At 42.3% G+C, this 24,769-nt stretch carries 23 protein-coding genes; 8 read left to right on the plus strand and 15 right to left on the minus strand.

The genetic code is table 11. The features are described 5' to 3' along the window. Window positions 1-434: 434 nt before the first annotated feature. Complete coding sequence (msrB, locus tag DUL71_RS12645; protein WP_114938389.1) at window positions 435-947, minus strand: peptide-methionine (R)-S-oxide reductase MsrB; 513 nt, start codon at window positions 945-947, stop codon at window positions 435-437. Then, window positions 947-1,555 carry a peptide-methionine (S)-S-oxide reductase MsrA gene (msrA, locus tag DUL71_RS12650; protein ID WP_114938559.1) on the minus strand — a complete coding sequence of 203 codons (609 nt, stop codon included), beginning with the start codon at window positions 1,553-1,555 and terminating at the stop codon, window positions 947-949. Before msrA ends, msrB begins: the two co-directional genes overlap by 1 nt. 152 nt (window positions 1,556-1,707) lie before the next feature. On the opposite strand from msrA, the gene DUL71_RS12655 reads away from it, so the two are divergent. The 4 genes from DUL71_RS12655 to DUL71_RS12670 all read left to right on the plus strand — a co-directional run bounded on the left by DUL71_RS12655 (window position 1,708) and on the right by DUL71_RS12670 (window position 4,433). Further along, a complete protein-coding gene (locus DUL71_RS12655) occupies window positions 1,708-2,262 on the plus strand; it encodes a DUF1543 domain-containing protein (RefSeq protein ID WP_114938390.1) in 555 nt (184 codons plus the stop codon). Window positions 2,263-2,271: 9 nt separating this feature from the next. Further along, complete coding sequence (locus DUL71_RS12660) at window positions 2,272-3,135, plus strand: AraC family transcriptional regulator (protein ID WP_114938391.1); 864 nt, start codon at window positions 2,272-2,274, stop codon at window positions 3,133-3,135. Between the two features lie 70 nt (window positions 3,136-3,205). Beyond that, window positions 3,206-3,856, plus strand: a complete 651-nt coding sequence (locus DUL71_RS12665) for an HD domain-containing protein (protein WP_112572060.1) — start codon at window positions 3,206-3,208, stop codon at window positions 3,854-3,856. A 70-nt stretch (window positions 3,857-3,926) separates the two neighbouring features. Further along, the gene (locus DUL71_RS12670; RefSeq protein ID WP_154402374.1) at window positions 3,927-4,433 is read left to right on the plus strand and encodes a hypothetical protein; all 507 of its coding nucleotides are present in this window, start codon (window positions 3,927-3,929) and stop codon (window positions 4,431-4,433) included. 189 nt (window positions 4,434-4,622) lie between these two features. Here DUL71_RS12670 and ligD read toward each other — a convergent pair whose 3' ends face one another. The 4 genes from ligD to DUL71_RS12690 form a co-directional block, all read right to left on the minus strand. Continuing rightward, window positions 4,623-7,349 carry a DNA ligase D gene (ligD, locus tag DUL71_RS12675; RefSeq protein WP_114938393.1) on the minus strand — a complete coding sequence of 909 codons (2,727 nt, stop codon included), beginning with the start codon at window positions 7,347-7,349 and terminating at the stop codon, window positions 4,623-4,625. A 12-nt stretch (window positions 7,350-7,361) separates the two neighbouring features. Further along, complete coding sequence (locus DUL71_RS12680) at window positions 7,362-7,550, minus strand: DUF3606 domain-containing protein (RefSeq protein WP_244228743.1); 189 nt, start codon at window positions 7,548-7,550, stop codon at window positions 7,362-7,364. A 509-nt stretch (window positions 7,551-8,059) separates the two neighbouring features. Next, window positions 8,060-8,992: an alpha/beta fold hydrolase gene (locus tag DUL71_RS12685; protein ID WP_114938394.1), complete on the minus strand. Its 933-nt coding sequence runs from the start codon at window positions 8,990-8,992 to the stop codon at window positions 8,060-8,062. A gap of 51 nt (window positions 8,993-9,043) precedes the next feature. Next, complete coding sequence (locus DUL71_RS12690; RefSeq protein ID WP_114938395.1) at window positions 9,044-9,832, minus strand: alpha/beta hydrolase; 789 nt, start codon at window positions 9,830-9,832, stop codon at window positions 9,044-9,046. A 388-nt stretch (window positions 9,833-10,220) separates the two neighbouring features. Between DUL71_RS12690 and DUL71_RS12695 the strand changes: the two genes are divergently transcribed. The 3 genes from DUL71_RS12695 to DUL71_RS12705 all read left to right on the plus strand — a co-directional run bounded on the left by DUL71_RS12695 (window position 10,221) and on the right by DUL71_RS12705 (window position 16,200). After that, the gene (locus DUL71_RS12695; protein WP_114938396.1) at window positions 10,221-11,768 is read left to right on the plus strand and encodes a sensor histidine kinase; all 1,548 of its coding nucleotides are present in this window, start codon (window positions 10,221-10,223) and stop codon (window positions 11,766-11,768) included. 157 nt (window positions 11,769-11,925) lie between these two features. Next, complete coding sequence (locus DUL71_RS12700; RefSeq protein WP_114938397.1) at window positions 11,926-14,226, plus strand: tetratricopeptide repeat-containing sensor histidine kinase; 2,301 nt, start codon at window positions 11,926-11,928, stop codon at window positions 14,224-14,226. A 12-nt stretch (window positions 14,227-14,238) separates the two neighbouring features. After that, window positions 14,239-16,200: a sigma 54-interacting response regulator gene (locus tag DUL71_RS12705; RefSeq protein WP_114938398.1), complete on the plus strand. Its 1,962-nt coding sequence runs from the start codon at window positions 14,239-14,241 to the stop codon at window positions 16,198-16,200. Window positions 16,201-16,430: 230 nt separating this feature from the next. Here DUL71_RS12705 and DUL71_RS12710 read toward each other — a convergent pair whose 3' ends face one another. The 3 genes from DUL71_RS12710 to DUL71_RS12720 form a co-directional block, all read right to left on the minus strand. Then, window positions 16,431-16,766, minus strand: a complete 336-nt coding sequence (locus tag DUL71_RS12710; protein ID WP_114938399.1) for a hypothetical protein — start codon at window positions 16,764-16,766, stop codon at window positions 16,431-16,433. 273 nt (window positions 16,767-17,039) lie between these two features. Then, entirely contained in the window at window positions 17,040-18,335 is a 1,296-nt protein-coding gene (locus DUL71_RS12715; protein WP_114938400.1) for a sugar MFS transporter, read from the minus strand. A gap of 30 nt (window positions 18,336-18,365) precedes the next feature. Continuing rightward, window positions 18,366-19,010 carry a carbohydrate-binding family 9-like protein gene (locus DUL71_RS12720; RefSeq protein ID WP_161964425.1) on the minus strand — a complete coding sequence of 215 codons (645 nt, stop codon included), beginning with the start codon at window positions 19,008-19,010 and terminating at the stop codon, window positions 18,366-18,368. 253 nt (window positions 19,011-19,263) lie between these two features. On the opposite strand from DUL71_RS12720, the gene DUL71_RS12725 reads away from it, so the two are divergent. Continuing rightward, the gene (locus tag DUL71_RS12725; protein ID WP_114938402.1) at window positions 19,264-20,607 is read left to right on the plus strand and encodes an FAD-binding protein; all 1,344 of its coding nucleotides are present in this window, start codon (window positions 19,264-19,266) and stop codon (window positions 20,605-20,607) included. A gap of 10 nt (window positions 20,608-20,617) precedes the next feature. Here DUL71_RS12725 and DUL71_RS12730 read toward each other — a convergent pair whose 3' ends face one another. From DUL71_RS12730 to DUL71_RS12750, 6 genes are all read right to left on the minus strand, one after another. Further along, window positions 20,618-21,037 carry an RNA recognition motif domain-containing protein gene (locus DUL71_RS12730; RefSeq protein ID WP_114938403.1) on the minus strand — a complete coding sequence of 140 codons (420 nt, stop codon included), beginning with the start codon at window positions 21,035-21,037 and terminating at the stop codon, window positions 20,618-20,620. 200 nt (window positions 21,038-21,237) lie between these two features. Beyond that, complete coding sequence (locus DUL71_RS32670; RefSeq protein WP_279629788.1) at window positions 21,238-21,366, minus strand: hypothetical protein; 129 nt, start codon at window positions 21,364-21,366, stop codon at window positions 21,238-21,240. A 169-nt stretch (window positions 21,367-21,535) separates the two neighbouring features. After that, window positions 21,536-22,351: a DUF4097 family beta strand repeat-containing protein gene (locus DUL71_RS12735; RefSeq protein ID WP_114938404.1), complete on the minus strand. Its 816-nt coding sequence runs from the start codon at window positions 22,349-22,351 to the stop codon at window positions 21,536-21,538. 16 nt (window positions 22,352-22,367) lie between these two features. Continuing rightward, window positions 22,368-23,231: a DUF4097 family beta strand repeat-containing protein gene (locus tag DUL71_RS12740; RefSeq protein WP_114938405.1), complete on the minus strand. Its 864-nt coding sequence runs from the start codon at window positions 23,229-23,231 to the stop codon at window positions 22,368-22,370. A gap of 13 nt (window positions 23,232-23,244) precedes the next feature. Continuing rightward, a complete protein-coding gene (locus tag DUL71_RS12745; protein WP_114938406.1) occupies window positions 23,245-24,060 on the minus strand; it encodes a zf-HC2 domain-containing protein in 816 nt (271 codons plus the stop codon). 12 nt (window positions 24,061-24,072) lie between these two features. Beyond that, window positions 24,073-24,621 carry an RNA polymerase sigma factor gene (locus DUL71_RS12750; RefSeq protein ID WP_208644865.1) on the minus strand — a complete coding sequence of 183 codons (549 nt, stop codon included), beginning with the start codon at window positions 24,619-24,621 and terminating at the stop codon, window positions 24,073-24,075. Window positions 24,622-24,769 lie beyond the last annotated feature (148 nt).

Raw genomic sequence — 24,769 nt, forward strand, 5'->3', positions numbered from 1 at the left:
TAGCCTAACCTCAACATATCCACTTAGAGAAATTGAGATATGCTAATAAATTAACCATTCATAGCCGTTAACCTTAGTCAACGGAATAATGTTAAAAACGACGGCAATGAAATAACTTTTCTGTCCCCTCAGGGTCTTTCGAAGAGGGCCCTGAGGTTTTTCCAAGTCGACCAAGTACAACATCCCAAACTTCTGAACAGCATGGCGAAGCCCTCAGGGTCCTCTTCGAGAGACCCTGAGGGAACGTAAATAACCGAACCAATTAATCAATTCATTGCCGTTGACTTTAGTCAACGGAATAATGTTAAAAAGCAACGGGCTTTAGCCCAAATACGTATGCATTTGGGCTAAAGCCCGTTTTATTCATTAATTAACCGTCGACTAAAGTCGGCAGCAATGAAATAACCTCGTTTTCAGATAACTTTTGAGATGGTTTACAACCCAAACCCTTCAGGCACAAAATCAAGCGAAACAGAATTCATGCAAAACCTTTTATGAGTTGGCGGAGGACCGTCATCAAAAATGTGTCCCAGGTGCGAATCGCAACGGGCGCAAAGCACCTCGGTACGTTGCATACCATATGAGTTATCTTCTTTATAAATAACACTATTTTTACGTACCGGCTCGTAAAAACTTGGCCATCCGCAGTCGCTTGCAAATTTGGCATCCGAACGGAAAAGTTTGTTACCGCATACCGCGCAATAATAAGTGCCTTTGGTATCCTTATTCCAAAGCTTACCGGTAAAAGCACGCTCTGTTTCCTGCTCCCTTGCTGTAGCATATAAAGCTGCGGGCAGAATCTTTTTCCACTCCGCGTTGGATACATTCAAATGTTTGGTATCTGTGTTAGAATAATAAGGATTGTTTTCGTGCCCTTTTATTTTCGGCTGCTGCGCAAACGCACCAGTAGCTAAAAAAAACAAGGCTGCTATGAATACTGCTTTCATTATTGTTTCAGTTTATCTTTAAACACCTTTTTAAATTTTTCTAATTCAGGTTGGATCACGTATTTGCAATAAGGCTGGCTGCCGTTTTGGTTAAAATAGTTCTGGTGATAGTTTTCGGCCTTGTAAAAAGCTTTATAAGGGGTTACCTCCGTTACAATTGGGTCTTTATAAGCTTTCTCTGCATTCAGTTTACTAATGTAATACTGGGCCTTTTGTTTTTGCTGAGCATTATGATAAAATATAGCCGAGCGGTATTGCGTACCCACATCATTACCCTGCCTGTTTAACTGGGTTGGATCATGCGCTACAAAAAAAGCTGCCAGCAATTCATCATAGGTGATCTTAGCGGGATCGTAAATGATATTACAAGCCTCGGCATGACCGGTTGTTCCGGTGCAAACCAACTCGTAAGATGGGTTGGCTACATGCCCGCCTGAAAAACCGGAAATTACCTTTTCCACGCCTTTCAGTTGCTGAAATTTGGCTTCGGTACACCAGAAACAGCCGGTGGCGAAGGTGGCAGTATCCAAACCTTTTTTAGGGGCAGAAGCAAAAACAGAGAAACAAGCCGTTAGTAACACGGCTATCGAACAAATGATTTTTTTCATGTATATCAAATAGATTTTAATACGAAGCGTATTTATAGCCACTAACGTAAAAAACATAGTTAGCGTTGAACAAAGTTACCACTTTAACGCTTTGTGATAGTTGTTTGACAAACTCGTTACATTAGCCTCCCGGCATATACTAACTTTAACCCATGGAAAACCTGAAACTTTTTATGCTGATGCTGGGCTGCAAACCACCAGGAAGACATGTTGAACAACACGACGTTTTCTTTGGGATAGCATCATCACTACGCGATCTTGTTCCCGAGATCCAGACATTTTGGCCGGAGCCCGAAAAAATCCACATTGATGCGTGGCGAGAAGTAAATGCAGTTGATGGTTACACAGTTAAGATAGCTCCACGAAGCGACAGCAATCCCCAGGACAATAAACTATTCTTTATTAACCTTGGCGGCTATCAGCCTAATAAGTTTGAAGAACAGCACTACGTTGTGCTTACCGTTCAGGAGAATTTTGCTTCAGCCTCAAAAAGCGCTAAAGAAACATTCTTTTTTAAAAACAATCATTTCGATGGTGCTAACTCTCATATTGATGATAAATATGGCGTTGATGTTGACGATATTTATAATGTAGAAGATATCCTGAATATCGCCCAGAAGGAAAAATATCAGATTGAACTTATCCCGAATGCAGGTCTCCCTGAAGATAAGATCACGCTTGGTTACTTTAAATTAAGCAATCTATAATAGCCCACTATGAAGAAGCCCGAACATCCTAATATTATTGCCGACCAGGATATCAAAGATTCATTCTCTGTAGAAAGCTGGGAGAAAAAGCATTTTGATGATCAACGGGTGCATAGGGCAACCTATAACCGGACATTTTTAATTACCTCAGGTTCGGGCCAGGTAGTTATTGACAATTCATCGTACACAATTGCAGGCAATCAACTCTTGTTGGTTGCCAAAGGGCAACTTTTTACCTTTTCTGCTGATACCGTTTTAACGGGTCATGCCATCTGCTTTGGCGACTGCTTTTGGGAGCGAGCACCGCAAAGCGCTAATAACTGCAAGGCAGTATTATTTAATAATGCCTCTGATAACCAGCAAATACCATTAAACAACGATAATCTGCAGGAGCTAATTCCACTTTTTGAAATTCTGCATACTGAATTTACAAAAGCACCTTACATCAATAAGCTTGATGCTATGGCGGCATATTTAAAGATCATCATGATTAAAATAGCCAATATCAACGCATCGCTAAGCAAGGGCTATGATAGTTACGACAACCAACTGTACCGCCAGTTTCTCGAGCTGGTGAGCCGCCAATATCAAAACACTCATGAAGTTGCCGAATTTGCCAAACAAATGGGAATCTCCACACGCAAACTCACCGAGCTTTGCAATCGCTGTGCAGGTAAAGGCGCCAAGGACATCATTAACGGTCAAATTATTTCTGAAGCCAAACGCTCGTTACAATTTTCGGCGAAGCCGGTAAAGGAGATTGCCTATCACCTTAACTTTTCAACGCCCGAGCAATTCAGTCATTTCTTTAAAAAGAACACGCTGATATCTCCTCATCAATACCGCTCGCACTTTGTACATATTGGCATGTGATTAGCCTGTTTTAACATTTTTAGCCGGCGGTACCGGCATAATTTTGAGGCATATTAATTCCGTTAAAATTATGTCAGTAAACAAAGTAAAATCAATAGCCGGGATCACTATTCCCGATAGTACTATCGCCAATCATGCCACCGAACTTTTATTGGAGCACGGCACCGAATTTATCTACAATCATTCGCTCAGAGTCTTTATCTTTTCGTCCCTCAACGGCGAGCGCCGGCAACTAAAATATGATCCGGAATTACTGTACGTTAGTTCCATATTTCACGACCTGGGATTAACGCCACACTACAGCAGCCCTGATAAACGCTTTGAGGTAGACGGCGCCAATGCGGCGCGCGAGTTTCTGAAAAGTTATGGCCTGCCTAAAGATCAATTACAACTGGTTTGGGATACCATTGCCCTGCATACAACTATTGGAGTGGCAGAACACAAAGAGCCGGAAGTTGCCCTGATGTATTCAGGCGTTGGCCTTGATGTAATGGGCGAAGGCTATGAAAACCTAAGCGATGCCAACCGGGAAGAGATCATAACCGCCTTCCCGCGAAATGATTTTAAGAAGAAGATCATCCCTACTTTTTTTGGCGGATTTGAGCATAAAACCGAAACTACTTTTGGTAACATTAAAGCCGATGTTTGCGCTTACATGATCCCCAATTTTCACCGCAAGAATTTTTGCGATTGTATCCTGCATTCGCCGTGGAAAGAATAATGGAATTTTAAAACATTTTGCCTTTTTGGTAATTGTATCATTATCAATTAACCAATTAAAAATTTCCGTTATGAAACATGCATTCATTTTTGGGACTACCATTTTTTTAAGTGAGCGAAACACGCTTACTTATAGTGATGGACTTAATAATATTGAGTTTTTGAGGATATTGTCATTTTATGACAACCAAAAAGGCAAAGTGCTTTCCATTGATGCCAACATTAACGCGCCAAACGGCGAAGTCATCAGGATAAGCGCCAACAACAATGAAAACAACGCGAATGTGCAGCTTGATGTAACCAGCGGTCGTATCAAAGTATTTCAACCCGGTCATGCCGAACCCGTACTGGATGTTTACCAGTTCGATCCGCATGAGTATCCTGGTTTATCGAGCCATGTGCTTAATGAAATCCATGCCCAGCATCCGGATCATGTGGTGACGATTAAAGGCAATTTCTTTGTTGCCGGAGCGCATTTTCTGATTGAAAATGAAAAGATGTTCATTGATAATAATGGCTATGCCAATGGTGTAGAAAATGCGCACAACGGCGTGATTCTATCGGCGGCTGTAGCGTAAAATTGGAAACGCTGTCCGAAGTCTCCGACTTCGGACGACTATGCATGTAGTCTGTGACTACATGATTTTTGCAGATCGCGTTATATGCCTGTAGTTGCAAACTACAGGCATATAAATTCGAAGTCAGAGACTTCGAACAGGCAATTACTTCGTTCCTCGTATGACATGGTTTTTATTCGTTACCCACGCCTATTCAAACACGCTCTTCGCTTTCTTAATTGTTTTTTCCAGGTCAATACCTTTTGCCAGTACTCCTTTAAACAGATCTCCGGTTTCTTTCAAGCGATCTATAGAATTAAAAATGGTAAAATCTTTCATGGTGAGGCCTGGTTTTACTTCATCCCAATGCAGCGGCATAGAAACAGTTGCGCCCGGTTTAGGCCTTAATGAATACGGACCCGCAATAGTAGCTCCCGGACGGTTTTGCAAAAAGTCGAGGTACATTTTACCGTTTCGCTTGGCTACCATGCGTTCCAGGCTGGTATAATCGGGAATTTGCTTGTGTACAATGTCGACAATCAGCCGGGCAAACATTTGTGATTGATCATAGTCATACTTGGCCCCCAATGGAATATAAATATGCATACCTGTTGAGCCTGATGTTTTACAATACGATGGCACGTCAATGGCGTCCAGCACTTTTTTCACCTCCAAAGCGGCCTCAATAACCTGGTCGAATGTGTTTTTATCTGGATCGAGATCTATCACACAATAGTCAGGGTTATCCGGCGATTTCACGCGGCTAAACCAGGGGTTCATTTCAATACACCCCAACGAGGCCATCCACAGCAAATAGGATTCGTCTGAACCTACCAGGTATTCTTTATGCTCCCCTTCGCCATTCGTGTAAGGAAAAGTTTTGGTTATCCAGTCGGGCGCCTTGCCCTTCACATCCTTTTGATAAAAGCTCGGCCCATGAATCCCATCCGGGAACCTGTTAAGCGACATCGGCCTGTCTTTCAGATATGGCAAAATATAATCCGCAACCTGATAATAGTAATTGAACATATCCCGCTTGGTTACACCATCTTCGGGCCAGTAAACTTTGCTCAGATGGGTAAACTTGAGCTCGTGCCCGCAAATTTTGCGTACCTGCGTTTCGTCCTTTGGATTTAGCAGTGTTTTACGATCTGTATTTTCCACGGGTTTAATGGCTTTTGTGTGTTCATCTTTATCCTCGCTCCCGGTTTCCTCTACCGTTTCAGCGGTATGTTTGGGCGTTTCCAGTACCACATCTTTTGCTTTTTTATCAGCGCGCATACCCTTGAATGACGCCTGCCTGAACACACCATCGCTTGTTACTTCAGCAAACGCAACTTCGCAAACCAGTTCGGGCTTAAGCCAGGTTGGCTTCGCTCCCATCCGCTGCGGCCTGAAACGCGATGGCTTATCTACATCTGGCTCCACCTCAAACGGGCTTTTAGCTGTAATCAGCGGCTTGAATTCCGCAATCATTTCCTTCTGCAGTTTATCCGAAAAACCGGTGCCTACTTTACCTACATATTGTAGTTTGCCCTTATCATCATACAAAGCCAATATCAACGCGCTGAATGATTTTGAAGTGCCGGCGTTTTTAGTAAACCCGGCAACAATCACTTCCTGCCTGCGGTGCACTTTTATTTTAAGCCACTCTTTTGAGCGAAGATCAGACGTATAAACACTGCTTGCTTTTTTTGCGATTATCCCCTCTAAGCCGATACGCTCGGCGGCGTTAAAAAATTCTATGCCGCCGGTATCAAATGACTTGCTCTGCCTGATCTGGTCATTATTGGTTGGCAAAATCGCACTTAAAATAGCCTGACGCTGCTTTAACGGCAAGCCCATCAGGTTTTTACCTTCATACCAAAGGATATCGAAAACATAATAAACCAAATTGCCATCGGCCTCACTCCTCCAGTTTTGCAGGGCGCCAAAATCAGAAATGCCTTTATCATTCAATACCAGGATCTCGCCATCAATCACGGCGTTGATCTGCCAGTCTTTCAATAATTTATTGATGGGATAGTATTTATCAAAAGGAAGATTGTTGCGGGAAATAAGCTCCGCTCCTTTTTTATCTATAACGGCGATGGCCCTGTAGCCATCCCATTTAACTTCGTAAAGCCAGTCGGAGTCATCAAAAGGCTCATCAACTAAAGTGGCTTTCATGGGTTTGATATTGGTTGGCGCTTTTGATTTTGGGGCTTTTTTCAGCAATGCCTCAACATCAAAGGTTTCGGTATCATTAGTATCAACCTTACTTTCCAGTTTCTCAACCGGTTCGTTCAGGGCTTTTTTTTTAACCGGCTTTTTGGGTTTCTCTAAATCTTCTTCGTGGCCATGCTGCCAAACTTTTTCGCTGGTTTTCTCCATGTTTGCAATGGTTTTGCCGGAGAGGATAGATTTATCTTTTTTGGTAATGTCTTTCGCCGAAGCAAATTCATCATTATGTTTGATAAGCAGCCATCCGTTTTCGCCCATACCATGGGTTTTAACAAGTGCGAATTCGCCTTCCAGCTTTTCGCCATGAAGTTTAATTTTTACCGAGCCTGCTTCGAGTTGCTTAAGCAAGTATTTTTCCTGCGCCTTTTTGCCTTTGATCTTATCAATAGGTTCATAAGTACCTTCGTCCCAAACAATCACGGTACCGCCGCCATATTCGCCCTGCGGAATAATGCCTTCAAAGTTTCGGTAATCAAACGGATGATCCTCAACCATCATAGCCAAACGTTTGACCTTTGGATCGGTTGACGGACCTTTCGGGATGGCCCAGCTTTTAAGCACGCCATCCATTTCAAGTCTGAAATCGTAATGTAAACGTGAAGCATCATGTTTTTGGATCACAAACATCAGGTGATCCTTATCCTTGCTTCTGCCAGCCTTAGGCTCTTTGGTTTTGCTGAAATCGCGTTTCTCTACATACTTTTCCAGGCTCATAAGGGTAGTACTTTATTTGTTGTTCAAATACTTGGCTACCGCTGCTGCCGAATTGCCGACAGCACGCACCGCTGTTTTTAACCTTTCGGGGCGAACACCAAATTTGTTTGCCCAATACTCAACCTCATAATTTTCACTGGTATTAATAAGGCTGTTATCCGGTGCGCCGGTTTTGTTCCTGTTGTCCATAACTGGTTTCATGACTAATACTGTATCAACAGTACAACTATCTAAAGGTTTGATTATTAATTAATAAATTATTGTAATAAAATTTACAAACTTAAATACCTTACTCCCATCCGTCATTTTGTTCGGCATAGTTTGGCATCAACATATAAACAAGTACAGCAAGGCAGGCAAGCAATACAAAGCGGGTTATCCAGAATATACACATTTCCATAGGTTAATTTTTTTAGATGTTTTCTGTTTGATTTGTTGCGAAACATTATGCACGCTACATGCCAACAATACAACAAGCTGACTACAAGCAACTTACAACATAATCAAGAAATTTAAATTTACTATATTTCGAGTATTAACGATTATTGGCCACCAATAATCGCCGGTAACATAGGCTATTAAGCAGTTTCAGCGACACTTGCAAAGCAGCTTCAACATAACTTAAAATAACAAAGCCGGAGGATTGGGTAACCCAATCCTCCGGCTTTTAGATACCCTGAATTCAGGAATGTTACTCTTTTCGGAATGCCTTATTTATCAAGAAAGAAATCAAGCAGGCCTTTTTGTACCTGGGCGGTTTGTTCCTGTACTATCCAATGGCCTGAGTCATGAATGATCACCTCTTTCACATTTTCGGCTACAAGCTTAGAGTGATCTGCCAAAAATGCTCCGGCCAAATGATCTGAACCCATAGCTAGCAATGGCATTGGCAGTTTTTTCTTCATCAACTCAACGTTATCTACTGCGTCCTGGTTAAAGGCGGCAAACCAGTTAAACGCGCCTGTAGTGGCGCCCGGCGCAGAGTAAGCCCTGATAAACTCATCTGTTTCGGCTTTGGTGAAAGGCTCTTTAACATAGCCTACTATCGGCCAGAAATTGGTCAGGAATAATCCAGCCTTGCCATCAACAATTTCTCCTGAATGTGGCATGCCAAAAAAACCAAACCACCATGCTTGTGAACGTACCTGGCTCCAAACAGGCTCTACACCTGGAAGCAGGGCATCAAGCAAAGCAACTTTTTTAACATCGTCAGGATATTGAGCTGCATAAGCATAAGCTACCATTAAGCCAATATCGTGACCAACCAAATTGATATTTTTAAAACCAAGGGATTTCATCAGCTCATGCAGATCTGTTGACATTGTCTTTTTATCATATCCACCTACTGGTTTGGCCGATTCACCAACACCCCTTAAATCCGGAGCTACGATGGTAAAATGTTTAGAAAGTTCTGGCAATAAGCGGTTCCACATGTACCAGTTTTGACCGAAACCATGCACCAGCAACAAAGGCTCGCCCTGGCCGCCGATAACATAATGGATTTTCACACCGTTCACTGTTGCGTATTGATGCTTAAACCCAGCCGGTGGATTTGCCGGTTTAACCTGCGCGTTAGTTATAAATGATACGATGGTAAATGACAGTACCAGCACTGTTTTAAGGATTGAATTTATTGTTTTCATTTTGTTTGTATTGTTATTGTTTATGTTAAAATTGATTTGTCGTTTGGTTAATTACTCTGGCAAAGCGCCAAGCCAGCCGGCGATGTATTCTGCGTCTTCAGTCCAGGTTGGCTGTCCAAGCACGTAATGATTGCGACTTTCAGATTCCCGGTAATCGGTAATTGAGCTTTTGTCGCTGTATTTTTTGTAGTTGGCGTAATTGAGCGAGGCCGGGATAAAATTGTCATTACCGCCCGCTAAAAAAAGTAGCGGTGTGTGTGGCCTGTTAAAATCTATCCAGGCATCATAAGTCAATGCATCGCGCACCAGGAGCTTTGATTCGGGCGTTGCCAGATCATAATATGCTTGTTTTTGATCCTCGTAGGTCATGCCATTGGTAAAAGCATACTGCCACTCCCTAAACGACATCAGATATGATTTTTTTGACGAGGTAAAAAAGCCCAGTGGCCCCCAGCCTGCTTTATAGAATGAATATTTGAAAGTAAATACCCCCTTAGGCTGCAGGGAATGAATGGCGACACCAGCCGCTCCTAAACCCCGCTGCAACAATAATTGTGTTATCAGGCCGCCCATTGAATGCCCTATAAGGATGGGTTTGTGAGGTAATGCCTTTATGATATCGGCAAAATATTCGGTTAAACCGGCCAGGCGTTGGGATGCAATAGCGGCATCGGGTTGCCTTTGGCGCAAATCGCAGGCCGATGCGTTTTTATGTGGCCAGGCTGGTGCAAGGGTGTTATATCCCTGCTCCTCAAAATATGTCTTCCAGTTATCCCAACTGCTGTTGCTTACAAAGGCGCCGGTTATAAAAACTATCGTTTTTGAAACTTTCTTTTCCATGATCGCTCTAAATTCTTGTGCTATGTTTCATCATTTGGCACAATCATGGCAATCGGCACACCAATTAATTAAAAAACTGATTAACAGATATTTAAATAAAAATCAAAGCTTTACAAATTACTTTATCTCGTGGCGTGACGAAAAAAGGGTTGCGAAATAGAGCGGTAAATAGATAAAATGTCGCTCGCCATATTTCGTGACACCGGATAGAAAGGACGAAATATCGCAAAGTTTTTATCAGGCGTTTTGAACACCTTGGGATTTCATAGGGAGGCCTCTTTTGAATTTATGAATGATAATCAGTATTTTACCGGTGCTACCTGCAAAAAACGCCAAATTATGACTATTAAGTAGTTATTGGCCTGCTTTATGCATAGCCAAAAAACTGATGAAACTGTTATTTACCCTGGGCATTATCTTATTTATACAGTTTTCCGTTTCGGGGCAGTCAAGCATTCCCCAAAAATCAGCTGCCAAATCAGCAAGTCAGCAAAGCGTCAGTCACGACTCAAACAGGTTTAATTTATTGCTCGATAGTGCGGATCAGTTCCGAAGTCAAAATAAACTGCAAAAAGCTTTTCATTTATTAAGGGAAACAGAAAACGGGTTTCCATCAGCAACAGTCAGTCAAAAAATACAACTTTATACGCGCCTGCTTAATATATCCGCAACGCTTAAGCAGTACCGGGTGGCCGATAAATATGCAGATAAACTACAATCCATTCCCACCGGTATTGATAATGAGGCAGCAGACCAATACGCTATTTATCAGGCCCTCATCCCCTATTTTCTTGCGACAAAAAAAGCTGATAAAGCTGCTGGCTATATCACCCTTCATAATGGATTAAGCAAAGCACAAAACAACACCGCCGGCCTGGCCCAAAATAACCTCTGGCTTTTTAAACTTGATTCTCTTCACGGCGACCATCTTGCCGCTTTGGCGCATTACCGGTTATATGCCGCTTTAAAAGATTCGGTATTTGAGCAAATTAAAAAGGGGCAAATAGCGCAGCTTGATAGCCAATACCATACTAAAAACAAAGATAAGCGGCTTAAGGACCAGGAAATTAATATCGCCCTTTTAAAAAAGCAGGAGGTTTTACAACGCCAGCACCTTAACCAGGTAAGGCTAATTCAAAACATCACAATAGCCTGCGCGGCAGTACTTTTTATGCTATCGGGGGTCATATATAGTCGTTACAGGCTTAAACAATCGGCCAATACAAAACTGGAGTCCCAGCAGTTGGAAATCAATCAGAAAAACGAAACGCTGGAGCATCTTGCCGAGCAAAAGGACGTGCTCCTTGAAGAAAAAGAATGGCTTATTAAAGAGATTCATCACCGGGTAAAAAACAACCTGCAAATTGTGATCAGCCTGCTCAATACGCAATCAGTTTATCTTAATGATGAAAAAGCCCACGCTGCCATTCGCGAAAGCCAGCACCGGATGCAGTCAATAGCATTTATTCATCAAAAACTTTACCAGTCAGAAAGCCGGGCACTCATTGAGGCCCACATTTATATAGCCGAACTGATTGAATATTTAAGCAACAGCTTTGACACCGGTAAACGGATCTGTTTTGAAAAAGACCTCGTTGATCTTGAGCTTGATGTATCAAGGGCCGTGCCTATTGGCCTCATTCTGAACGAAGCCATCACCAACTCCATAAAATATGCCTTCCCTAATGATGCCGACGGCTGCATTAGCGTATCATTATGTTGCGTTCAGGAAAACAGTTTCAGGCTTTGTGTTAGTGATAATGGCATTGGCTTACCGGAGGATTTTGAAATTGCCAAATGCCGATCGTTAGGAATGAATTTAATGCGGGGTTTAAGTAAGCAAATTGGCAGTAGTCTCAAGCTCGAAAACAATAATGGGCTCAGCATCAGTATTGATTTTAAGGACGAGAAACTGCTGAAACCTAATCTTAATTAAAACCCAATGGCGAAATAAAGTAACGTTACGAAATAAAGTAGTCGCTAAAAACCTTGCAAACCATAAAACAATATAAATCAACACATTGCAGCAAAGGCATATCATTTGCATACGCACATTAAAATAACAACAAGGCTTCATAGAGTGAAGCATACTGATGGACTACGCTAAATCAAGTTTCGGAGAGGTGGTAAAAAAGTGTCTGGCTACTGGGAGCCTGCTGCTATGTGCTTTATTGGGTTTTGCGCAGCAGCCATCCCTGCCGGCTTTAAAAAAACAATTACAAAAAAGTAATGCCGATTCTACACGTGTAAACCTGTTTATAAAAACCGGCAACTATTTCTTATCGAAAAAACTTGCCGACAGTGCACAGTATTACGCTTCGCAGGCGGAAAACCTCAGTGCCTCATTAAAATATATTGAAGGCACAGGCAACAGCTATATACTGATGGCCCAAGCCGGCATTATCAGGAAAGATAAAGATGCCTGCTACCCGCTGATACAAAAAGCAATTGATTTGTTTACAAAATACAAATTGTACCGTCCCACCGCGGAAGCCATTATCAGACTGGGAGACGCACATGCCGTTTTTGAGGGTGACGACGTTAACCGTAAAATTGCATCCCTGCAAAAAGCGTCTGTTGAGCTGCATCAATCAACTGATAAAAAGCGTGAAGCCGATGTATTGAAAGACTTTGGCGATAATTTACAGATTCTCGGCCGTCACGAGGAGTCGTTAACCATACTTAAGCAGTCGTTTGCCGTTTATCAATCTATTCATTATCCTTATTTACAAGGCATTTACGATTTGATGGGGAGTGTATCGGCACAACTTGGCGATTATAACAATGCCATTAAATACGGTTTATTAGCCGTTAAAACTGCCGAAGCTGTTAACGACACCACCATGCAGCTTTGTACTATTTATAACAGGCTTGGCCTCACCTACTATATCACAAGGCAGTTTAAAATAGCTCAAAACTATTTTGAAAAATCGCTGGTGATTGCCGAAAAGTACAAGGATAGCGGCTCCATCATCTTGCTGGCTTCCAACCTTTCGGTGATTTACCTGAAATACAACAAGCCCGAAAAAGTAATACCGCTTTTAAAACGAACCGAGGCTAATCAGCCCAACATGAGCATTGAGCAACGCGCTACTATCGAATCATTGATATTGATTGCTTACGCCACCATGAAGCAATATGATGAAGGATTAGTGTATTGTAAAAAGCAGCTTGAAATAGCGAAGCAATTGGATCAGCACGGTAACCCGCAGGAAATTGTACAACATGCTATTGCCAACTTTTATATTGCGTTTAAGCAGGACAAGCCGGCACGCGAGCACCTGGCCCATTTTCGCAGCCTGAGCATGGAGCATCAAAACCCGGCAAATATCGCCAAATCATACTTGCTTGTCTTCAAACTCGACTCGGCCGAAACCAGATATGCCGACGCTGTCGACGCTTATAAAAAATACACAGCTATTAACGATTCCCTCTTCAGCAAAAAAAAGGCTAATGAAATTGAACGCCTGCAAATTCAGTACGAAACCGAGAAAAAAGACCACGAGCTTAAAATCAAAGAGCAAAACATACAGCTGCTTACCAAACAGGCGCAGCTTCAAAAAGCCAATATTAAACAGGAAAGGCTTACCCGTAACCTGACTATTACAGGCGCTGTTTTACTGGCGTTGTTATTGGGCCTAAACTATAACAGGTTCAGGCTAAAACGGCGCATCAATCAAAAACTACAGGTCCAACAAAATGAAATAAGCCAGAAAAACAGGTCGCTCACCACGCTTGTACAGGAAAAAGACAACCTTCTTGAAGAGAAGGAATGGTTGATGAAGGAAATTCATCACCGGGTAAAAAACAACCTGCAAATCGTGATCAGCCTGCTCAATACCCAATCCAATTATATTACCAATGATATCGCTTTTAACGCCATCCGCGAAAGCCAGCACCGGATGCAGTCCATCTCGCTGATTCATCAAAAGCTTTACCAGTCCGAAAATTTAGCACTGGTTGATATGCCGGCTTATATTAACGATCTTGTTGATTATTTAAAAACAAGCTTTGATACCGGTTCAAGGATCAGCTTTGAGACCCATATTGTTAATGCTGAGTTTGACGTAACGCGCGCGGTCCCGTTGGGTTTGATCCTGAACGAGGCCATTACCAATTCTATCAAATACGCCTTTAAAGACGGTAAAGCAGGAAAAATCAGTATCAGCATGGAAGAAACCGATCACAATACCTATATTTTAAAGATCAGTGATAACGGCAGCGGCATTGCATCGCCGGAAAACATTACCAAAAGCAAAACCCTGGGCATGAGCCTTATCAGGGGCCTAAGCAAGCAGGTTGGCGGTACATTTAAAGTCGAAAACGATAATGGCCTTTCGGTAATTATTGAGTTTACTAATGATAAGTTTATAAAAGCGGTTAAAAACATTTAATACCTATACACTATGAGCCAAAGGATACTTATTGTTGAAGATGAATTTATAGTAGCAAACGACCTGTCGTTTATACTGGAAAAAGCCGGTTACGATATTTGTGGCATAGCTGATTCGGTTGAAGAGGCCCGGGAAATCATCAAACTAAATAAGCCTCAACTGGTTTTGCTGGATATTCATTTACAGGGCGAGCTCACGGGTATCGACCTGGCAAAGGAGCTTGCAGAAGAAAACATAGCTTTCGTTTACCTTTCGGCAAATTCAAACCAAAAAATATTGGAAGAGGCCAAAGCTACCAACCCATATGGCTTTATGGTGAAACCCTTTCGCGAAAAGGATGTACTGGTGAGCCTGCAGATAGCCCAATACCTGCATGAGCAAAACATGACCACCAAACGCAACAATGAGCTCACGCTGCAAAATTCATTAAATGACATTATTGGCGACTCAACCGAATGGGACCAAAAACTGCTCAGGATAGCTAAAGCACTTCAACCACATATCTCCTTTGATTACCTGGCCATTGGCATGAAAAACCTTGGCCCCATTCCGTACGAAGGATCAAGTTATCTGAGGTTAAGCTTTAATGAATACCAAACTATTGGCATTGATGAATTGCTGAACATAACCGGCTTAAAAAGGAACGAACTGTTAAAGCTCCAGGAGGCCGCCGATGAAGATAAAAGATCGGCCTGGTATAACGATGCTGATTTTACAAGGTTGATACAGCAAAACCCGGCCAAAAAACTGATCGCGAAAACCTTCCAAATGGCATCAAACCTGGTGATGTATATCCCGGTTGCCGGGCAGCCTGGTTTTACCTTTTCTTTTTATAGCCGTAAGGCTGATGCCTATAGCAATAAGCACCTTGCGCTGGCAAACAGGTTGCAGCGATCATTATCTGCCGCGATTGAGGGTATCATGAAGCAGGCGGACAATGTAGCTATCAGACCTGCCACTAAAAAAGAAGTCCCTATTAAAACCGAAAGCAAATCAGGCTTTGAAGGCATCATCGGCAGTAGTCATTTAATGCTTACCGCGCTTGATCACCTGAGCCTTGTTGCGCCTACAGAAACATCCGTACTTATTTTAGGCGAAAGCGGCACCGGGAAGGAACGCTTTGCCAAATGTATCCACCAGCTGTCGCCGCGAAGCAAAAAGCAGTTGGTAGTTGTTAATTGCGCTGCCCTGCCAACGCATTTAATTGAATCCGAATTATTTGGCCATGAAAAAGGCGCTTTTACAGGGGCAGTTGATAAGCGGGCCGGTAAATTTGAACAGGCATCCGGAGGTACTATATTCCTTGATGAAATTGGCGAGCTCCCGCTTGAATCGCAAGCCAAATTATTACGCGTATTGCAGGAAAAGGAAGTAGAAAAGCTTGGCGGCAGAGAAACCATTAAGGTTGATGTACGTGTGATAGCGGCTACCAACTGTAACCTTGAGAAAGAAGTAGCGGCAGGTAAGTTCCGTTTAGATCTGTATTACCGGTTAAACATCTTCCCTATCATCCTCCCTTCTTTACGTGAGCGCAAAGACGATATCCCTGTACTGGCAGAGCATTTTATCGAAAAATATTCGGCTATGGCAGGCAGGCCAAAACTTACGCTATCCAAACAGGCCTTAGCCGACCTCATGAACTACAACTGGCCCGGCAACGTACGCGAGCTGGAACACCTGATAGAACGCAACGTACTTTTAACCCGGGGAAATGTGATAGAAAGGATCATGTTACCCGGTATAATTCCGTCTTCCGTAACTCCGGCAGCTTCAGTTGTATCTATCGGTGACAAGGTTAAATCAATTGATGAAAACGAACGCGATTATATCCTGGCCATACTTAAAAAATGTAACGGGCGTATAGCAGGCCCCGGCGGTGCCGCCGAACTGCTGGATGTACCATCAACAACGCTAAACAGCAAAATGAAACGTCTGGGTATTACCCGTAAACATGTATCAGATAGCGGGGATTAAAATGCATCTCTTTAAAAAGCTGTTTAAAATTGACGAATTTAGCTTATTAATGGAGAAATCTCATTGCCGTTGGTTTTAACCAACGGAATAATAAGTAGAGAAAAAGGCTTTAGCCGAAATCCAATTGTTTATTTGGGCTGAAGCCAAGACCTTTTGATTTTTTTGCCGTTGGTTAAAACCAACGGCAATGAATTACTTGGATCTTCGAAAGTTTATGTCAGACCGCAATATCAGTTTGCCAGCTGCGGGGTGCACAGGGCCTCGATAACCAGCAGCCCTTTGTCGCCGTCCATTGTTTCTATGGTGTGGATATACTTATACGTTTGCGTTAGCTGGTCAAAACCCTGGTCTATTACGTTGATGCTGAGATCGGAGATTGGAAAATCTTCGCAGTTTTGAATGCAACGTAATCTTTGATTGTTTATCTGTGAAAAATCATTGGTGTAACCTTTGCCGTGCAGATCGATGACCCATTTGGTCAAAGTGCGATTTAGCTTTTTGCAGGTTTTTACGTCTTTCATGGTGCTGATCTTTAATTGTTTACCCTGTTCATTAGCATAGTTCATCAAAAGTTATGAACTAATTTCCCGGTAGATGCTGTTCATTTTAGCCGTTTTAAGCCAACAATCGAACCAAAATCACAACACATTAACAATCAACAAATTAAACAAAATTGACTTTAAATTCATAGCCATATATCGTAAAATTTTCAACATAATAGCGAAATGTAGCGACCACATAACAACCTAATGTTCAAATAGATAACCATCTATAAACAAAACCGGGTACCAGTAATGCATACTGATACCCGGTTTTGTTTTAGAAATAAACTTTTACAATTATGCTTTTACATTAGCCCTGCCTGCTTTATGCCCTAAAGTTGAATAATACAGGATGAACAGGTAGATAGGAATCAACATAATATAGGCCGATTGTGCCGAAAACTTTTCAGAGAAATAGCCATACAGCGGAGGCAAAACAGCGCCGCCCGCAATACCCATAACAAGCAACGACGATGCTATTTTGGTAAACCTGCCTAAACCAGCCAATGCCAGCGGCCATATAGCAGGCCACATCAATGAATTGGCTAAGCCAAGCAAAGCAATACAAAATACTGATGCATAACCGTGCGTTAATAAAGTTGCAATAGTTAAAATGATACCCAATATTGCTGATGCCACTAACGCTTTTTGTTGAGTTATGAATTTAGGGATACAGAAAACCCCAACCAAATAGCCCACTATCATAGATACCAGGGTACATGAGGTAAAGAATTTAGCTGTTGATAAGGCGATATGCTGCGAAGTGCCATAAAGAGAAATGGAATCGCCGGCAATAACCTCGGCACCTACGTAAACAAATAAGGTGGCAACACCCAGCATTAAATGCGGGAACTGTGTAATACTTGTTTTATTGGTGTTTGCTGCAGCTACTTCTTCGTCTTCATGTTCGGTATTGATTTCTGGTAGTGAAGAAAAATAGATAAGTATAGCCAGCAGGATCAAAACAACCACCATGATGCCATAAGGCATGATCACCCTTGATGCCAGTTCATTCAATTCCAGTGCCTTTTCAGTTGCGCTTAAGGTTTTTAGCTTTTCGGTTATTGCGTCAATATTAGCGAGTACTACTGTTCCTAAAATAACGGGGGCTAAAGCGCCCGCTATTTTATTACAAATCCCCATGATACTAATGCGCCTTGCAGCTGTTTCGGCCGGGCCTAAAATGGTGATATAAGGGTTTGAAGCCGTTTGTAAAACCGTTAAACCTGTGCCCTGCACAAACAGGCCTATTAAAAATATCCCATAGGTACGGCTCATAGCAGCCGGTATAAATATCAACGCGCCAATAGCCATAACAAACAAGCCTATAGCCATGCCGTTTTTAAAACCAAACTTTTTGATGGTTTTACCAGCAGGGATGCCCATTACAACGTAAGCAATATAAAAGGCGGTGGTTACAAAATAAGCTTCCTTGGTACTAAGCTCACAGGCTATTTTTAAATAGGGAATGAGTGTACCATTCATCCAGGTTACAAAACCGAAAATGAAGAATAAAGCACCGATAATTACTATCGGGTTTATCGCTGATTTTTTTACCGGCGATTCAATTACTGTACTTGCTGTTTGGGCCATATTAGTTTGTTTTGATTAGAGGTATTTTAATTAAATGAACTTTATCGTACCAAAAAAATCCGACAGGTGGAAATCAGGCACTTCACTATCAATATTACTCCAGCTTATAAAATGCGGTTCGGGCAAATCATCGCCGCACTTAAAAAAGTTTGCCCGGCAGGTAGCTTCTTTCAATGTTTTAATATCATGATAAACAAAAACATCAAAAGGGATCAGCAATGTCAGCTCCCACGCATTTAGGCCGGCAGGATCATCAGCCCAATTAATGGTACTGAAAGGTTTTATGCTGCTTACTTTCTCATCCGGAACTTGCTCCCTGCCATAACGATCTTTGCCAAAGGCAACTAACGCGGTTCCGGCGGCATTAAACTCCAGGTTATAGTAATTATCGTCGCCCGCAAATGCTATAAAAAACTCCACGCAGCTATCCCTGTAAACAGGATCATTCACGTTTGTAAATGTGGCCTGCGTATGCTGCTCCTGTACAAAATATTTTAAGACTATGCCGTGCTCCGTATGCGCTATTGAAAAGCTAACTGAGGGAAAATATCCTGTATCGCTCCACAAAAGATTAACTATAGCGTATTTTTCTTCCTTATCAAGCAAGATTGACAGCTCATTAAGGCTATTTTTATCATAAGTACCCGGAATAAATGGGGCGTAAACTTCCTTCACTATTATTTTATAAGTTATTTCAACTTCAATTTACCAAAAACTCATTCCTAACCAAAAGTTAATGCCGAATTAACAGGTAAACATTAATTATTTCACCAAAATAGAAAAAAGTTTATAAATTTTTTAAAAATCTAATTTTTACTTTTTAAAAAACGATAAAAACTTTTCGAGCCAAGCAAAATCCAACCAACGCAGGTACTTTTCTCTTTCATTTCTGTTTTATAATTAGCTACCTTGTGTTAACCAATTTGTTATGAAAAGAAAAACTTTCATTCAATTAAGTACAACCTTAATGGCATCTCCCCTATTATCATCGCTCCCAACATGGGCACAACAATCACATTTGCAAAACTGGTCGGGCAATTTAACTTACAGCACGAGCAATGTGTTTTATCCAAAATCGGTTGAAGAAGTACAACAGCTGATCAAAAAACATGATAAGATCAAAGCTTTGGGTACAAGACATTGCTTCAATACCATAGCCGACAGCAAGGATAACCTGCTATCAACCCGCGACCTTAACAAAGTAGTATCTATCGATAAGCAAAACCATACCGTTACGGTTGAAGGTGGCATAAAATACGGTGAGCTTGCACCATATCTGCATAAAGAGGGCTTTGCCCTGCATAATCTGGCCTCATTGCCGCATATTTCGGTTGCGGGTTCAATTACCACGGCAACGCACGGCTCCGGCGTAAAAAACGGCAATCTTTCGAGTGCTGTTGTGGGGTTGGAAATTGTTAAGGCGGATGGCAGCATTGTGCATCTGTCCAAAGCAAAAGACGCAGCAAAGCTGAATGCCGCTGTTGTTGGACTTGGCGCTTTAGGCGTGATCACTAAAGTTACGCTGCAAATACAGCCTACTTTTATGATGAAGCAGCATGTATTTACTGGTTTACCAATGAGCGAGCTAAAGCAACACTTTGAAAAAATTGTTTCGGCAGGATATAGTGTAAGCCTTTTTACCGACTGGCAAAGCGACCATATTAACGAGGTTTGGATAAAAAGCCGGATAGGTACAGATAAAGATGAAAACCTGAAGGACTTTTACGGGGCAAAGGCAGCCACAAAAAACCTGCATCCTATTATAGCACTCTCTGCCGAAAACTGTACTGAACAAATGGGTATTCCCGGGCCATGGTATGAGCGGCTACCGCATTTTAAAATGGGCTTTACACCAAGCAGCGGCAAAGAACTGCAATCAGAATTTTTTGTGCCTTTTGACCATGCTGTTGCAGCTATTGAGGCTGTGGCGAAATTAGGCAAGCAAATAGGCCCCCACCTTTTCATTACCGAGATCCGTACTATTGCTGCTGATGACCTATGGATGAGCCCCGCGCATAATCAAAAATCGGTAGCTATCCATTTTACCTGGAAACAGGAAACCGAGGCCGTATTGAAATTGCTGCCCCAAATTGAACGCGAACTTTCTCCGTTTAAAGCAAGACCGCATTGGGGTAAGATATTTACCATTCCGGCTAAAACATTAGCGGCACGTTACGAAAAAATGGATGCTTTTAAAGCTTTGGTAGCCGAATATGATCCGCACGGAAAGTTCAGGAACCAATTTTTAGCAACCGAACTTTACAATTCCTAAAATAAGATGCTTAGGGCTGCTGCCTGCGCGGACGTTTTGCTCTTGCCGGGGCGGCAGCTTCCTGTTGCTCAAACCTGTTGTTATTTTCCCTCGGGAAACGGGGCTTATTGTAGCCCTGTGGTTTTACTTTATTGAAACCAGGTTTGGGTCTTGCAAACTGCTGCTGCTGTTTTTGTTGCGGCTGATGTTTTTGCTCTGCTATCCTAACGCTTATTTCACGCTCGTCAATAGTAGCACCATTCATGGCATCAATGGCGCGCTGTGCGCCAGCCTCGTCACTCATTTCTAAAAAACCATATCCTTTGCTAATGCCGCTGTCTTTATCGGTAATTATCCGTACGGTACTAACCGTACCATAAGCGCTGAACAGTTCAACAAGTTCTATTTCTTCCATATCTCGTGGAAAGCCCACGATAAAAAGCTTAATCATACTATATTATGTAATTGCAACAGGTAACCAGTCAGCAAATATAGTGCAGAAAAATGGTATAGCCTATTGCTCAACGGTCAGTTAAAAGCTAATTTGCAAAAAAAGCGCTCCGTATTTTACCCCGGAACGCTAATTTTACACAAATTGTGTAATCAACCCTGCCTATTCACTCTCATTTTGGCAGTATTTTCATTTAATTGTCATTTAAACTTATAATCAACCACTTGCTTTGGGACAGAAAGGCCAAAATGTGGTTCGTAAATCAAAACAGCATCCATTTTACTATCATTTACACCCTCCTGATCGATGTTATTTACAGGATCGATCATGATGTGGTATGCCGATCGGCTATTTTAAACTTTACTGTTTAGTTTTATGTTACTGCTGTTCGCAAAACCATGCAGAAGCTGCCTAACTGGTGAAATTTGCTGATAAAATTGCCCGCGGTTTCCCCAATAGCTGACGAAGCCGCGGGTTAATAATTGCAAAGTAGATTGATTATTTTGCCTTACGGATATAAAGACTTCCGAAAGTAGTTTTCATCATCAGTTCCTGGCCACCGCCGGCTATTTTGCCGTAAACCCAGTCCTCCATTTTCAGGCTGTACATTCCTTTTTCGCCGGTGTTTTTGGTAACAACCGGTTTACGCTGCTCGGTTACCACATCAAAATCGGTAAAGATATCGCCCTGGTCTGACTTTAATTTCACGTTGGCTTTAAGGCTGGCCGGGAAGGTAACATCAACCTTACCATTGAGTGTTGAAAAAGCCATAGCCGCTTTCGCATCGATGCTTCTAAAAGTAACCTCTACGTTGCCATTAACCGTGTTGGCTACAACTGAGCCTGCAATATTGTTCAGTTTAATATAACCGTTAACATTTCTGATCTCCAAATCGCCGCTAAGGTTACTTGCGTTGATGTTACCATTATTTACTGTGGATAACTTAACACTGGTGCTGTTCATGGGCACTTTAATAGTTAGGTTAGTGGTTTTGTTGGGGCTGCCATGAATATTTACCTCGTTATTATTCTCCTGCGCCTGTACATCTAAATTATTACCGGCAAATAAACGCTTCATACCTCCTGGGGTAGCTTCTTTTTCACGATGCTTTTTTTCTTCGCCCTGGGCATCTATGATAATGTCCTTACCCTCATACCCGGTTACTGTAATAGAGCCGTTAACCAAACTTATATCCAGTTTGTATGGTTTTCCCGGCTCGCTCAAAGGCACTACCAGCTGGCCTTCCTGTGCCCAAAGCCTCGCGCTTAGCAGCACAGTTAATATTAATATTCCTGTAAATCTTATCGTTTTCATGTTGTTATTTTATTTACTATTGTTTTTTGATATAAATATTGCCGTTAAGGGTTTCAAACTTAAATAGTTTCCCTCCTGCTCCTATGCGTACACCGTTATTTTTACTGAGTTTGTAGGTTGTACCCGCACCACTTTTTGATTCGGATTTGCTTACTCTTGTCGGCAGTACTTCAGCATCCGGAAAATCGGTGTAAAACTGGCCGTTCATGCTTTTAAATTCCAGATCGGCCGCCAAATTGCCAGGATAAGTGACTTCCAATTTACCATTAAGCGTATAATAGTTTGAAGCATCCGGCGGTACCGAAAGATAGGTTACCGTAAGCGGCCCGTTAATGGTATGCGCATTGGTTGTACCTTTGGCATTGGCAATGGTTATGCCGCCATTCACATTATTTACTTTTAATGCGCCATAAACATCTTTAACTTCAACGTTTCCGTCATTTACCGTTGATACGCAAAGGTTCATGCCATAAGGTACTTTCACGGTGTATTCTAATTTCACGCTATAATGAACATGCCTGTGTTCCTCATCCCTGTTCCAGTTGCGGCGGGGGCGACTGTCATAAGGCTCGGCCGTGTAGGCAATTATGCTATCGGCTTTTTGTTCAAATCCCAGTTTAAATTCCTTTTTACCTTGTTCTACATCAGATGATTCGTTACCACGGATGGTTTCATCTATCTCGATAGATACCTGGTTGCCCGAATACCCCTGCACGTTTATCGATCCGAAAACATTGTAAATAGCCAGTGTGGTGCCCGAAGCCGCTCCCTGCAAGGTGAACTGCTTGCTAACATGCTCCTTAAAATCCTGGGCATGGGCCGAAATTTGGACAAGGCACAGCCCCAGACCTGTTAAAACAGGTATTAATGATCTTTTCATGATTTGGTTTATTTTAAATTAGTTGGGTTATAGTTTGTTTGATCTTGTCGCGCACGCCATGATCAAGGTCTTTTTGTTTTAACAACTCTTTGAATGAACCTACAGATCGCTTTTCCTGCAGCTTCAGCATTACATCCGCTATGGCCAGTTGCATCAGCGGCGAATCCTGCTCAACTATCGACTTGATGAGTCCTTCCCGTACCTCCGGGTGCCCGGCAAGATGGGTCAAAGCATCCAGCGTGCTCAGGCGAACGTTCACATTCGGATCGTTATTCAATGTAGCCAGTAAAGCATCTATCACCTGCTTATCGGCATGTTTGATCTCGCTGGTATAGCTCACTCCCCTGATCCTTTCAGATGCTGATGGATTTTCAAGCAGGGCCAGCATCATGGTTTGCTTAAGCTCATGCACCTGTGAGCTTAACGCTTGCAATTGCCTGTCCTGATCGTCGCTTTTACTTTTGCCGAAAAATAGATAGCCCGCAACAACCAGTATTGCAACCATAGCCAGGTTATAAGCCATAGGCCAGCGCGGCTGCCATTGCCAAAAATTACTCAGCTGATATTTAATATCTGCCCAAAGGCTTCTTTGCTCTTTTACCGATTCTTTGTAAGTATCGAGCATGGCATAAAATTTCACGCTCATATTGGCCGATGGTTCGGGTGTTTCAAATTGGCCCATATGGCCCCATAGCTGCTGCAAGGCCTCCAATTCGGTACGACAATGATCGCAGCCGGATATATGCTGTTCCAGCACCCCTTTTTCTTCGGGACTTAGCTCTTTGTTTATCCAACCGGTAAACAGTTCCTCATATAGCTCACATTTCATCTTAATACTGTTTTATCGTTCCATTTTTACATAAATACTTTTAAGCTCCTGCATGGCCCGGTGAATGCGCACCTTCACCGTACCTTCGGTCATGCCCAGTATCTGTGCTATCTCCTGGCATTTCAGCTCCTGGAACCGGCTCAGGGCTAAAATTTCCCGCTGACTTTCGCTTAACTTTCCCATAGCCCGGTGCAGCTCGGCTTTGGCCTGTTTTTTTTCAAAGGCTTCGTCGGGTACCAGGCCTCCGGCAATGGTTTCGGCCGCTTCCACACCTTCATGCTGTACCTGCTGCTTGTTTTTGCGCCAGTGATCTTTTAAAACGTTGCGGGCAATAGAGTACATCCAATGGATATATTCGCCGGTGCCGGTAAAGGTGTGACGGTATTTGAGCATCTTATAAAACACCTGCTGCACCATGTCTTCGCTCAGTTCGCGCTGATAGGTCATGTGGAACAGAAAGCCATACAACTGCCGATTGTAGCGTTCAAAGAGCATACCCATCCTGTCAAGGTCGCCGGCTTTCACCTTTAGCATAATGGCATTGTCTGTAAGCGTGTTCAATCAGTTTGTAATTATGTAATATACCTTAAGTACTTCGGCGGCATAAAATGGTTACAAAAAATTTTTATTTTTTTTAGGGGATGTAATAGCGTATCAAACTTAACAGAAATTTAAAGGAAACAAGAGATTGGTTTGAGAGGTTATTAAC

The organism is Mucilaginibacter endophyticus (assembly GCF_003351025.1).
Lineage (GTDB): Bacteria > Bacteroidota > Bacteroidia > Sphingobacteriales > Sphingobacteriaceae > Mucilaginibacter > Mucilaginibacter endophyticus.